11 protein-coding genes are annotated in these 13591 nt (G+C 57.8%); 6 read left to right on the plus strand and 5 right to left on the minus strand.

Annotated elements, in window-relative coordinates:
• Complete coding sequence (locus CFBP4996_RS16055; RefSeq protein ID WP_080854561.1) at window positions 1-1023, minus strand: UDP-glucuronic acid decarboxylase family protein; 1023 nt, start codon at window positions 1021-1023, stop codon at window positions 1-3.
• Between the two features lie 393 nt (window positions 1024-1416).
• Between CFBP4996_RS16055 and CFBP4996_RS16060 the strand changes: the two genes are divergently transcribed.
• Window positions 1417-1767 (plus strand): hypothetical protein, encoded by a 351-nt coding sequence (locus tag CFBP4996_RS16060; protein WP_059758592.1) that lies wholly within the window; start codon window positions 1417-1419, stop codon window positions 1765-1767.
• Window positions 1768-1826: 59 nt separating this feature from the next.
• Here CFBP4996_RS16060 and CFBP4996_RS16065 read toward each other — a convergent pair whose 3' ends face one another.
• Window positions 1827-2600, minus strand: a complete 774-nt coding sequence (locus CFBP4996_RS16065) for a helix-turn-helix domain-containing protein (protein WP_035262289.1) — start codon at window positions 2598-2600, stop codon at window positions 1827-1829.
• Window positions 2601-2831: 231 nt separating this feature from the next.
• Window positions 2832-3281 carry a hypothetical protein gene (locus CFBP4996_RS16070; protein WP_137396265.1) on the minus strand — a complete coding sequence of 150 codons (450 nt, stop codon included), beginning with the start codon at window positions 3279-3281 and terminating at the stop codon, window positions 2832-2834.
• A gap of 232 nt (window positions 3282-3513) precedes the next feature.
• On the opposite strand from CFBP4996_RS16070, the gene CFBP4996_RS16075 reads away from it, so the two are divergent.
• The 5 genes from CFBP4996_RS16075 (at window position 3514) to CFBP4996_RS16095 (ending at window position 10885) form a co-directional block, all read left to right on the plus strand.
• On the plus strand, window positions 3514-4479 hold the full coding sequence (locus tag CFBP4996_RS16075; protein WP_080854560.1) for a fibrinogen-binding protein: 966 nt from the start codon (window positions 3514-3516) through the stop codon (window positions 4477-4479).
• 152 nt (window positions 4480-4631) lie between these two features.
• The gene (locus CFBP4996_RS16080; RefSeq protein ID WP_080854559.1) at window positions 4632-6650 is read left to right on the plus strand and encodes a hypothetical protein; all 2019 of its coding nucleotides are present in this window, start codon (window positions 4632-4634) and stop codon (window positions 6648-6650) included.
• 83 nt (window positions 6651-6733) lie between these two features.
• A complete protein-coding gene (locus CFBP4996_RS16085) occupies window positions 6734-8938 on the plus strand; it encodes a type I secretion system permease/ATPase (RefSeq protein ID WP_080854558.1) in 2205 nt (734 codons plus the stop codon).
• Window positions 8939-8946: 8 nt separating this feature from the next.
• Window positions 8947-10305, plus strand: a complete 1359-nt coding sequence (locus CFBP4996_RS16090) for an HlyD family type I secretion periplasmic adaptor subunit (protein WP_035262274.1) — start codon at window positions 8947-8949, stop codon at window positions 10303-10305.
• Window positions 10306-10390: 85 nt separating this feature from the next.
• On the plus strand, window positions 10391-10885 hold the full coding sequence (locus CFBP4996_RS16095) for a hypothetical protein (protein WP_035262271.1): 495 nt from the start codon (window positions 10391-10393) through the stop codon (window positions 10883-10885).
• A gap of 78 nt (window positions 10886-10963) precedes the next feature.
• On the opposite strand, the gene CFBP4996_RS16100 is transcribed toward CFBP4996_RS16095, so the two are convergent.
• Together CFBP4996_RS16100 and CFBP4996_RS16105 are read right to left on the minus strand one after the other, a co-directional pair.
• A complete protein-coding gene (locus tag CFBP4996_RS16100; protein ID WP_080854557.1) occupies window positions 10964-12274 on the minus strand; it encodes an O-antigen ligase family protein in 1311 nt (436 codons plus the stop codon).
• 7 nt (window positions 12275-12281) lie between these two features.
• A complete protein-coding gene (locus tag CFBP4996_RS16105) occupies window positions 12282-13538 on the minus strand; it encodes a polysaccharide biosynthesis/export family protein (protein WP_080854556.1) in 1257 nt (418 codons plus the stop codon).
• Window positions 13539-13591: the final 53 nt, after the last annotated feature.

The raw sequence follows: 13591 nt of genomic DNA on the forward strand, positions 1-13591 counted from the left end.
TCATACGGCCTCCGCCACAGTCTTGCCGGCCAGCAATGCATCGAAATAGACGATGGTTTTTTCCAGGCCGATTTCGAGCGGCACACGCGGCTGCCATCTCAACAGTTCCCTTGCCCGCGAAATATCGGGGCGGCGCTGCTGCGGATCGTCGATCGCGGCAGGCAGATGCACGATGCGCGAACGGGAACCCGTCATGCGGATCACGATATCGGCGAGCTGCCGCACCGGAATTTCGCTCGGGTTACCGAGATTGATCGGCCCGGTGCAATCCTTCGGCTTGGCCGAAAAGCGCAGGAAACCGTCGATCAGGTCGTCGACATAGCAGAAGGAACGGGTCTGGCTGCCATCGCCGTAAATGGTGATGTCGGCGCCCTTCAGAGCCTGGACGATGAAGTTCGAAACCACACGTCCGTCATCGGGTCGCATGCGCGGCCCATAGGTGTTGAAGATGCGTCCCACCTTGATATCGACACCGAAGCTACGGTGATAATCGAAAAACAGCGTTTCGGCGCTGCGTTTCCCTTCATCGTAACAAGCTCGCGGCCCGATTGTATTTACATTGCCGAAATAGGTTTCCGGCTGCGGATTGACGTGCGGATCGCCATAGACTTCCGATGTCGATGACTGCACGACGGTTGCACCGCATCTGCGTGCCACTTCCAGTACATTGACCGCACCCAGGACATTGGTGAGCAGCGTGCCGACCGGGTCGCGCTGATAGTCTGGCGGCGAAGCCGGCGAGGCGAAGTTGAAGATCAGCGAGACATCGATGTCATAGGGTTTGCGCACATCGTGCTCAACCAGCAAAAACCGCTTATTGTCCCGCAAATGCGCCACATTCGCGGTGCGTCCGGTCGAAAGATCGTCGAGACAGATCACCTCGTGACCGCAGCTCAACAGGCGCTCGCAAAGATGGGAACCGAGAAAACCGGCGCCGCCATTGACGAGAACGCGTTGGCCAGGTCTCCATTCGGAGTAGATGGTGACGCCGTTGTCGTGGTCGTTGGGAACGAAATTACGCATTACACAATCCTCCCCATGAGGAATCAGCGCAGCTGATTCACCTAAACTGGATCAAACTCCCGATTGTACGATATCTTGAATATCATCCTCCGGTTTTTACTTCTTCTGGAGGTTTAATATTTCGATCAGATAAATTTCAACTTTCATGATAGGCGCAGCAGAAAACAGGTCAACTTCATTTTATCAAAATATTACAATTGATTACCCAAAATTACTCAAAATAGCCCCTTTATTTAATACTTTTTAATTATGCCTCTATTATGCCTTTCTTATTGAGCATTAGCGCAAGCTTCGCTCAACCAGTCGGGGCTATCCTGGTTTTGTAAGGCTCGGTCCACCGGGAACAAAACCGCCCGGCGAGATGCGACAGACAGTCGATTTCAGGGGACACACATGACGAATGAAATGCCTTATTCCCATAGCGGCAAAGCAGCCCGCCATTGTCGCTTCGCGCTTGTTGCCGCAGCACTTGTAACTTTCACCTTCGCGACGGCTTCATGCTCCGTGGTCGAAGACGCCGTTCTCATCAAGACCGCGTCGGCCAATACCGCCACGACCAAGAGCAGGGTCGTTCCGGCGAAGGCGTCCTACGGTTATCAAAAAACCGGCAACGCGGCCGTTACGCTTGTTGCCGATGCCTCGGGCACACCCGCGGCATCGCGGCAGTCCTACTCGGGCTCCTCTCCCTATATCTGCTCACCGAGCGGATTCGGGCAGAAATCCCGCTGCTTCCTGAGGCCCTGAGCCTCCTGGAGAAATACCGGAGGGAACTGGCGTCCGGACGGCTCTAGCCGCCCTGACGCTCAGTTCTTCCAGCCGCCGGAGAACGTCGTGTCTTCATCTTTGTTGAAGAAGCGCGACGCCGCCTCCGTGCGGTTGCGCACGTTCATTTTCTTATAGATATTGCGAACGTGAACCTTGACGGTGTTCTCGGACAGATGCAGCCGATCAGCGATGATCTTGTTTTGCGTTCCCTTGCAAAGCAGGTCGAGGATTTGCACCTCGCGTGTCGTCAGCGCCGCCACGTCGCTCCTGCTTGCGGCAAGGGCATCGGCGCGGTTGGCGATCACGGCATTGCTTTGAACGCTCTTGCTGTTGACCGAAGGCGAATAGGGCGTGAGCTTGCCGAGAAGAGCAGCCGGAAAATGTTCCCCGCCTTTCATGAGCAGATCCACAGCCGCCATGAACACATCGAGCCTGAGGTTGAGCGGCAGCACGCCATCGATGACGCGCATTCCCACCAGCCTTTTCAGCGGCTCCTCGAATTTATCGATGGTTTCGACGACGAGCGCGATCGGCGCATCGGGATGTTTTTCCCGAACCTCCGAAAGAACGGCATGAAGACGATCCCCCGACATCCGGTAAGGCAAAACCAGCCGTACATTGTTACCGTAGTCGTCCTCGATGCCCGCCGACGACCTTACGCTCACCACCGCGAATGTGGGGAACTTTTTGCCCAGCGCCTCCATGAGGCACTCGGAAAACAGGTCCGGATCCGCTATGACCAATAAAGTTCCATTTATAGGAGCAACGGCGTTTTTTTGTTTTGCCGCATAATCTGACGTTCCCATGAACATTGACGCCTCCCTCAAGCGCTTACGCATTACTTTCTTTTGGTTGTGCAGTCTGTTGTCCGCCGGCTATCTTTCCCCTGAATACTTGGGGGCGATTCTCCGCTTTAGGCCATGTCAACTATCATTAATTACCCGTTAATTAACACACGCTAATACGAAAAGCTGTGTAAATAAATGGCCCAAACGGGTTATTTTTTACAATTGACATACAAAATAGGTTACGCCGAGATAGAATCATTCATTCTGTAACCGCTGCAAAAACAAACACATCGGAAAAGCTTTCGCTGTGGTTTTGCCTTCCGGGAAAATATAACTTTTAGTTGATATCCCTTTACATAGCTCGCCGGCGAAGCACGCGGCAGCCTGTTCCTTTTCGGGATAAAAGCCTTTTTCCACCGAAATAAACCATGTTTCACGAAAAAGCCGTCCTGCCCGGACGAAGCGCCGTTTTTTTGAGGCCAGACCGGCCAAACGACCCGCCGGACAACCGCCTGCGACATATATATTCGGGTAAAGCGCCGATATGTTTAACCCGAATTGATATCTAGGAAGCGCAATTTTTCTGCGGCACAGTCTGACCGTCGCTGAACGGCGGCCGATGGAAAGACACCTCCGGCCTTGACGTGTGTTTGAAAAACGCCGGTCCCTTTTCAAGAAAACATGCAAGCGAAAAGACGAAGCCACCGCGCTCCCCTGCTGGAGCGAGGAACGGATTTGTGCGCCGTTTTACCGAGTAGCGCACAAGGGCTGAACGAAAAGAGCCCAATCACGGGCCACTACCGAACCGCAGATGATGCGTACCGAGTGCATCTGCAAAACATCAATCTTCATGCTACCCGGGGCAAGCGCGAAAAAATCCCGTTTGAGATGAGAGGGATTTCGAAAGCTGCTCCGAACTTTTTCGGAGGAAATCGAAATGGGTTATGATCACAAGGCATCCGGCAGCGACGACGATATCACCAAGATCGGCGCGCTTTCCGATGGTTTCGCCAACACGTCGACCAATGACGCCAAGGTGGAAGACAGCAACGTCGGCACCGCAAACGGTGAAAACCGCAACAACGACAACAGCGACAACAGCACCAATGTGGATGTTGACGCCAAGATCGATGTTGAAGCCAATAACGGTGACAATCGCGACAACGACTATGACTGGAGCTATGACAGCAAGTCCTATAGCGACAACGACACGACCACCAAGACCAGCACCGAAACCAACACCGATATCAAGGTCGATTACGACTGGAGCTATGAAAGCAAGTCGTACAGCGACAACGACACCGATGTGAAAACGATCACGGATACGGACACAAAGACGTCCAACTATTCCGACAACGACACCTCCACCAAGACCACGACGACCTCCGACAGCTTCAACTCCGCAGACAGTTTCTACAAGTCGGATGACGACTTCGGCAACATCACGGGCGTCAAGGATGTCGGCAATCTCGGCATCGCCGGGGGAGACCTCACCTTCAATCTGGGTGACGACTTCTCCTTCACTCTCGATGTCGACAATATCCTCAACGGCTCGCTCAATGGCGATGGCAACGACACCGGCTTCAGCATGGTGCAGGCCAACCACCTGGCAGACCAGGATGAGGCCTACGATATCAAGATGCAGAATGGCGGTGCGGAAAACCACCTGAGCGCCAATGCCGGTGACGCCTTCGGCGCCGAAGGCATCGACGGCAAGGGATGGGACCTCAAGGCCGGCGACGACGCAGCAGGCACCAGCACTGCGGATGCATCGGCAATCCTTGCAAATTCCGGCTTCCATCTGGAACTGGTACAGGGCGCCAACATGCTCTCCAACGCAGTTGATGCCACGATCACAGGCGGTAACTCGCATGTGTCTGATGTCGGTGAGGATCACTCCTGATAACCACCTCTTGACGAAAAGAGCTGCACCGGCACCCGCCGGTGCAGTTCGCGGTTGAAGGACCGGGGTTGCGTAAAACGAAGCACCGCCTCCAGGACGTGTGCCCCCCGCAGCCTTAAGGCTCTGCCGCGATGATCAGGGAGGGACCTCCAATGCATATCGACAAGATTTCGGACATGATTGCGCATTTCATCGGCCTGTTCGACACGGTGATCGAGGAAGCGCGTCTGAGAGCCAACTATACCGAAGGCCCGGCGCATTCCGCTCCGAACCGTTTGCCGGACGATGAAGCAGCAAAGCTGCTCGACAAGAACTATGACGTTGCGCTCAAGGACTACGATCCCGGTGTCAACTACCGCGCCGGCTATTATGATTTCGATTATCTGCAGCCGCATTTCGCGCGTATGGTCGAACACGACATGCAGCGGCTCGCAGATGCCATCCCTGTCGATATTTCCGGCGTCAATTTCCGTTTTCCCGGCCGTCTTTCCTTTGAGGAGGAATATGAGCTGGTGGTTCACACCGGCCCCGGTTCGGTCATCGCGCATGTGGCGCAGGTCAATATTCTTCAGGACGACGACTATCTGAACATGACGGACGGACCTTATGTGTGGCGCGACACCAGCTTCGCCACAGAGCGCACCGTCGAGTTCTACAATGAAGCGTCCGTCTTCACGCCTTTCGCCGGTTTCCAGCGCACTGACAGCTACGACGCCCTGCAGGCGCTCGCCAAATCCGCGCACGACTATATCGACCACGCCCGCGAAAACGACGTGACGTCGCTCGGCACCGGTGCGGATCAGGATTTCGTTCTGGCCGGCAATGACATCGACGGGCTTTACATCAACGGCTCGATAGCCAGCGAAAAGCCGATGCTCGACGACTACATGCCCGATCGCGGTATCGCCAAGCCGGCGGAAGAGCCGGAAAAGAGCGATGTTTCGCTGCATGAGGACAGCCCTGCCGGCAACAGCCTCGATGTCGCCGCAGGCGCCAATGTCGTCGCCAACATCGCCACGCTGGTCAATACCGGCGTCATGACGTCGGTAACCGCCGTCATGGGCGATTATCACCAGATCGACGCGATCACCCAGGCCTATATCTATAGCGACCGGGACGAGATCGACTCCGTTTTCACACGGTCGGAAGATCAGGCGGCGACGGCAGCCTTCAATATCGCCAGCTTCGAGCGCAGCGTCTATCCGGGCGCCGAAAGCACGGAAAACAGCAGCCAAGAAAACGGCGAACCGCCGATATTTCCGACCGCCTGGCGCGTCAGCGTGCTGGAAGGCGACGTTTCCTTCGTGCACTGGATCGAGCAATACCAGTTCGTCAGCGACAACGACACGATGACGATAACGACCTCGGGCTCAACCGTCAGCCTGCTGACTGGCGGCAACGCCGCGCTCAACATTGCGAATTTCCTCGGCATCGGCATGCAATACGATCTGATCATCGTCGGCGGCAATGTGCTGGACATGAACATCATCAGCCAGATCGCCGTGCTCTACGACAATGACTGGGCGCGCGCCAATCCCGATGCGCCGGACGGCGCCACCATCCAGTCCGGCAACAACCTGCTGTGGAACGACGCCGCCATTCACAATGTCGGCAGCAACGATCGTTTCGAAACCATGCCGGACTATATGAACCAGACGGTGAACGCCATCAACGAGCGCGATCCGAACATGCCGGATGCGCTTGCCCATGACGTCGATTTCGCCGGCTATGAGGGTCTGAACGTCCTCTATATCACCGGCAATCTCTACGATGTCAGCATCATCAAACAGGTGAGCGTTCTGGGCGATTCCGACGATGTGACGCAGGCCGCCGCCAAGGTTCTCGAAAATAACGAGGACGCCACAGTCCATATCGATACCGGCAGCAACGCCGTGGTCAATCTGGCCCAGATCGTCGACTACGACAGCTTCGGCTCCACCACCTATGTCGCCGGCGGCGTTTATTCCGATGCCATACTGATACAGGGCGGCATCATCGAAAATGACACGTCGCAACCCCAGCAAGGCCAACTGGCGAACGAGGTCATCGCCTTTCTTCACGACGATCCCGCCACCATCGAAAACGAATCCAATGGCGTCATCAATGCCGGTCACGACCTGTCATGGTCGAATGCCCATCCGGCCGACGTCATGCAGACGGTCGTTGCGTAACCTCTGGCAGGCGGGGCTGCAAACGCACCCCGCCGCAGCCGGAACCGCAAACACCGCTAGATCACCGAGGGGACCGATATAAAATGGATCATATTTCTAGAAAAACCATTGCCGACGGACGCTCGTTGGACTTGCCGCTGGATCAGGACGCGGAAGACAGCAAACTGACGGACGCCTGTATTTCAGCAATCAATGAAGCCGTCGAAAACCTGCGCCAATTATCCGGCGCGGAACAGACGGCAAAAGAAGTTTCCTCCCCTGCACAGACCGCCTCCCCACAAGTTCTCTCCCAACCGCATGCAAAAACGGAGCAGGCGGAACAGTTGCGGGATGTTCCCCCGGAAAGGCCGGCACCTCAACGGGACCGGCAACCCGCCTCCCCGCCGGAACCGCAGGCCAAGATCGACAATGCCGACCTGCCTTTCGTCAAGACCATCGACAATAATGATGGACCGATCCGTGAAAACGAACGCCGGCCGGTGACGGGCGGCGGCGGCAAGGAGCCGACGGACAATGGCGGTGGCGGCGGCGGTGGCGGCGGCGGTGGAAGCCAGAGCGGTTTTCACAAACGCAGCGAGCCGATCAATTTCGCCGCAAGCCTTGCCAAGGGCATCGCCGCCGTGCGGCGCAACATGGTGGTGGTGATGCTGTTCACGGTCGCCATCAACGTCCTGCTGCTCGCCATCCCGCTTTATCTGTTCCAGATTTCCGACCGGGTTCTGACCAGCCGCTCGATGGATACGCTGGTGATGCTGACGGTCGCCGTCCTTGGCGCGGTTCTGCTGCAGGCCTTCATGGACGCCATCCGCCGCTTCATCCTGATGCGCACCGCCGTCGAACTCGAGGTGCAGCTTGGCGCGCCGATCCTGTCCGCCGCCGCCCGCGCCTCCCTGCATGGCAGTGGCAAGGACTACCAGACCTTGCAGGATCTACAGCAATTGCGCTCCTTCCTCACCTCCGGCACGCTCATCGCCTTTCTCGATGCGCCGCTGATGCCGCTCTTCATCGTGGTGGTCTATCTCGTCCATCCACATCTCGGCATCATCATCATGGTCTGCTGCGTCGTGCTGTTCGGCATCGCCTGGCTGAACCAGCGCTTCACCGCAAGACAGTTCTCCGAGGCTTCCGGTTATTTGAGCCGCGCCAATTTCCACCTCGATTCCATGTCGCGCAATTCGCAGATCATCAATGCGCTCGCCATGATCCCCGAAGCGGTGAAGATGTGGGGCCGCGAAACCGCCGGTTCGTTGAAATCGCATGTGGCGGCGCAGGATCGCAACATCATGTTCTCCGGCGTTTCCAAGGCGGCGCGTATGATTACCCAGGTGGCGCTGCTCGGCTGGGGCGCGCATCTGTCGCTATCCGGCGAACTGACCGGCGGCATGGTGATTGCAGCCTCCATCATTTCCGGCCGCGCACTGGCGCCCATTGAAGGCGCGATAGAAGGCTGGCACCAGTTCAACAAATCTGCCGCCTCCTATGGCCGCATCAAGCAGCTTCTCATCAATTCGCCACTCAATTTCCCGCGTCTGCGCCTGCCCAATCCGGAAGGGCGTCTCGACGTGGAGCGTATCCTCTTCGTGCCGCCGCCGCAGAAGAAGGTGATTTTGAACGGCATTTCCTTTTCGCTGAAAAAGGGGGAATCGCTCGCCATCATCGGCAATTCCGGCTCCGGCAAGACGACGCTTGGCAAGATGCTGGTAGGCTCCATTCTGCCGACGTCAGGCAATGTGCGCCTCGATCTCATGGATCTGCGCAACTGGGACCAGCGGCAATTCGGTGAAAGCATCGGTTATCTGCCGCAGGACGTGCAGCTTTTCCCCGGCACCATCAAGGCCAATATCTGCCGCATGCGCGACGATATCGAGGACCGGCAGATCTACGAGGCCGCGGTGCTGGCCGATGTGCACGAGCTGATCGCCGGTTTCCCGCAGGGCTATGAAACCGTGGTCGCCGCCGATGGCGCACCGCTTTCCGGCGGCCAGAAACAGCGCATCGCGCTTGCCCGCGCCTTTTTCGGCGATCCGAAATTCGTGGTGCTGGATGAGCCGAACTCCAATTTGGATACGCAGGGCGAACAGGCGCTGGCCAAGGCGCTGCTGCATGCCAAAAGACAGGGCATCACTACCGTCACCATCACGCAGCGGCCGGCGCTGCTTCAATGCGTCGACAAGATCATGGTGCTGAAGGACGGATCGGTCGCCATGTTCGGCGAAAGGATGGACGTGCTGAAGGCGCTTTCCGGCAATGGCCGCCAAGCCAACCAGTCCCCGCAGATCGAGGGTTGAGAACCATCATGTTCAAAAAGAAAAACGCCATTGCCGAAGTCAAACCCCAGGGCCAGCTCGAATGGTACAGCGAGGTGCCGCGCTCGATCCGCCTGCACAGCTCGATCGGTCTTGCCGTGCTGCTCGCCTCCTTCGGCGGTTTCGGATTCTGGGCCGGCACTGCGCCGCTCTCCTCCGCCATCATCGCCCAGGGCAGTTTCGTCGCCACCGGCAACAACAAGGTGGTCCAGCATCTGGAAGGCGGCATCATCAAGGAAATGATGGTCAGCGAAGGCGACACGGTCAAGGAAGGCGACGTTCTTCTGACGCTGGACAAGACGACGGCGCTTGCCAACGAGCGCATGTTGCAGCTGCGGCGGCTTCGCCTCGAAACCATCGTGGTGCGCCTGCGCGCCGAGGCTCAGGGCGCAAAAAGCTTCAAGGTGCCGGATATCGTCATGAAGGAAGCCGGCGATCCGGATATCAATTCCATCATCCAGAGCCAGAACATCGTGTTCCACAGCAAGCTCATCAAGCTTGAGGAACAGATGAATCTGATCGACAAGAATATCCGGTCGCTGGAGTTCCGCTATGCGGGCTATGACGGCCAAAAACAGTCCTTCGACCGGCAATTGGCGCTTTTGACACAGGAGCGCGATTCCAAGGAGCGGCTCGCCAAGGACGGCGTCATCCGCAAGACCGACATGCTGGCGCTGGAGCGCGCCATCGCCGACGCCATGGGCGACATCGCCCGCCTGAGTGGCGAAATGAACCAGAGCGAGGCGGAAATCGCCAAGTTCCGGCAGGAAGCGGTCATTGCCGTCAACGCCAACAAGCAGGCGGCGCTCGATGCGCTGGAAACCGCCGAATCCGATCTGGACAGCGTGCGTGAACAGGTGCGTGGCGCCGCCGAAGTGCTGGAGCGCACCGTCATCCGCTCCCCCGTCAACGGTACTGTCGTGCGTGCCTATTATCATACACCGGGCGGCGTCATCACCACCGGCAAGCCGATCATGGAAATCCTGCCCGCTCATGTGCCCCTTATTCTGGAGGCGCAGGTGCTTAGGACCTCCATCGACCAGCTGCATGAGGGCCAGACCGCCGCGATCCGCCTGTCGGCGCTCAACCGCCGCACCACACCGGTTCTGAACGGCAAGGTCTTTTACGTTTCAGCCGACAGCATCGAGGAAAATGCAGGCCTTCAGGTCAAGGACGTCTATATTGTGCGGGTGCAGATACCCGACGAGGAAATCGCCAAGGTTCACAATTTCCACCCCGTGCCCGGCATGCCGGCCGACGTGCTGATCCAGACTTCGGAGCGCACTTTCTTCGAATATCTGACCAAGCCGATCTCCGACAGCATGTCCCGTGCTTTCAAGGAAAGATGAAGAAATATCAGTAACCTACACTGTCTTTTCCGCAGCGGTCGGCATATAATATCCAAATATGTTTCGTCGGGGCGGGAGAAGCAGCATGGCGGCGATGTCGGATGTATTGCTGCTGGTCGGCAGGCTGAATTACGTGTGGACCAACACGGAAAGCCTGATGATCTATCTGATCGTCCATCTCCTGAAAGTGGAAAAGGAAGCGGCCATCGTCGTGTTCCTGACGCTCAACACCACGCGGGCGCGCATGGATCTGATCGAGCGCCTGGCGAAGCTTCCCTCCACCGATGCGAAGGACCGCAAGACCATCCTCTCCATCATGGCGCGGCTGAAGAAGGAAGCGAAGACGCGCAACAAATATAATCACTGCATCTATTCCTTCGACGAAAAAGGCGAAATCGCCAGCACGCAACTCATGCGGCTGGTGGAGGATGACAGCCAGGTGCGCTATGGCAAGGTGGAGCGCATGGACGAGAAGGAAATCGGACAGCTCGAAAAATCGATCGCCGACATCGTCGAGGTCAGCAAGGACATGTGGAGTTTCATCCATGCCAGTCCGCATGTCTCGGCGGATTATCTCTAAAACCACCTCGCCTTCATCATTCCGGCCTTGAGCCGGAACCTAGCCGACGCGGCTTGCGCGCGGCGAAGACGAGTTCCTTCAGCCCAAGGACTTGGGCTGGCTGGATTCCGGCTCAAGGCCGGAATGACGGAGAGAGAAACCGCCACGAACTCCAGTTAGGTGAACGCTGCCCTCCGCAGCCCTTGCCGGAAGGCACAGTTTACCGGCTGCGAAGTAAAGCAGGAACGAGCCGATCTGGTAGGGGAAGATGATGTCGATCTCCACGAAGGAACGCACGACAAACAGGGCGCATATCGCAAAAAGGATGACGCCCTGCGGATCGCTCTTGCGCATCAGCACCGAGCGCAGATGCCCGAGCAGCGTTCCGTAAAGCACTATGCCAAGCAGCAGCATGCCGACGAAGCCGTTTTCCACCACGGTTTCGATATAGGTATTATGGAAATGGAAGCCGCTGCGGCCGGTAATGAAGAAATCGTTCCACAGACGTTCGGCATCGGGAAAACCCGCGACCCAGAACCCCTGATAACCGACGCCGAGGATCGGCGTCTGTTTCGCCGCCTCGATGCCCTGCTGCCAGAGGTAAGTTCGGCCGGTCAGCGTCGAATCCTTGCCGAAAATGCCGAGAATTGCGTCCAGCAGGCCGAATTGCAGGGATGCGACAGCCAGCAATGCGCCGAGACCACCGAGCACAAAAAACGTCATCTTTCGGTTCGCCGGCGAAAGCATGCCGATGGGAATGAAACCGATGATGAGCGCGACCACCGCCGCCGTGGTAATAGTGGATGTGGCCGATTGGGACGCAAGGAGGCTATAGGCCGACAGGAGCCCGGTGACGCCGGCAATCGGCAACCAGATGCCCCTTTGCTTGAGCACCAGCACCGATGCGGCGGCGAAAATGACACCGAGCGAGGCATAAAAGCCGAGCTGGTTCTTGGAAGAAAAAGCGCCGACGAAACTATAGGTGCCATCCAGCGCATCGAAGAGATAAATGCCGAATAGCAGCGAATAGAGCAGAACGACGGCGATGCCGATCAGCGCACCGCGCGTCAGCGTCCGGATGGAGATCACCCGCATGGCGATCAGCGCGCAGACGATATGCGTCATATACTGGATGGAGGCGCGCATGGTCACCGACGCCGCTTCCGACCAGAAGCTGGACAGAACCGTCAAGATGCCGAAGGCGAATATCCAGAGATAGCGCGGATAATTGCCGAGCACGCGCCGGTAATCGACCACCACCAGCGGCAGCCACATGCCATAATAGGCCAGAACCGAGATTTGCCCGAAACGCGACGAGTAGGCGAAGACGAAGAATGACAGCGCAACCGCCGCCATTCCGTAAATCTCATTGCGTTCGGGATCGATCAGCGCCGATTTGGCGATCCGCATTGAAACCTCACTGCATCAGGATTTCAGACGAGACCTTGATGACATCGCCGGGCTGGAGCATGGCGTTTTCATCCACCTTCAGCTCCTTCGGCTTGCCGTTTTCCTCACGCACCACGACATAGCCGATCGTCGCGGACTTGCCCGACGGGTCGAAACGGATCGCTTCGGCCGATTGCGCCAGCGCTTCCGACATCAATTCACGGCTGGTGGTCAGTTGCAGATTGAGCTTGTCCAGCTCCGCTTCCGTGTCCTGCAATTCCTTGGAGCGCTGCGCCACCCAGTCGTTACGCAGATTGATCTCGTCCTGGGTCGCCTTGTTGATATCCTGTTTGGCGCGCAGCGACTGCGTATCGATATCGAGCAGGTTGGATTCCACTTCCGCCGCGCGTTCTTCCGCGGAAATACGCCGCTGCGACAGCGCAAGCCCCTGCTCGTTCAGCCGGTTGACGCGGTCGCGGTCCTCGTTGGCAAGCTGGAGCTGACGATTCTGCGTCTCCGATTTCTTCTTCAGGGATTCGACTTCGCTCTGCAGAAGGGCGTGCAGGTCCGTCAGCGCCTTGAGCTGCAGGGTGTAACGTTCGGTGCGCGATTTCATCAGCGCGCTTTCGCTGGCCAGCAGCACGTCGATCTCGCCGATCTTTTCCATTTCAGGCGTCTTGGCGATGGTCGCGTCACCCTTGACCTCGGCGACCAGCCGCGCCTGGCGGGCGAGCAGCCTTGCACGCTGGTTGTCATAGACGGCGGCGTCACCACGGGCATTGATGAAGTCGCGGGCAAAACGCTGCCCGGCATCGGAGCGCCGCAGGCCGCCGGCAAGGCTGACCGCCTTCAGCACCGTGAGATTGGCGGCATAGGGATATTCGCCCGGCGTCTGCACGTCGCCGCTCAAGAAGATCGGCCGGAACTGCGCGATCTCGACGGAGGCCGAAGGCAGGTTGCGAAGGGCGAACTTGCTCTGAAGCTGGGCTCCAATTTGCTCGCTAACCTCCGATGGGGTCTTGCCCGCAACATCCAGCTGACCGATGAAAGGCAGAGACAGCGCCCCCGACGGACCGACGGAATAATCGCCGTTGATCACATCCCAGTTGCGGATGCTGCCATCCGCCGGCTGCCATTCGGCAACGCGGATACGCAGCTTGTCAGCGGTACCGAGCTTATATTGAGCGCCATCCGCAGCCATGGCGGAGAGCGGCGCGGCAAGAGCGACGGAAGCGGCAAATACGAAGGCCACAAACGGGCGGCGGGCGGCAGACAAGCCGTTCATCGGGAAACTCCCTGTTAGCGGATCGCCACATGGGCGATCCGGCCGTCGCGCAA

The sequence above is a fragment of the Agrobacterium leguminum genome, assembly GCF_005144435.2.
Taxonomy (GTDB): Bacteria; Pseudomonadota; Alphaproteobacteria; order Rhizobiales; family Rhizobiaceae; genus Agrobacterium; species Agrobacterium leguminum.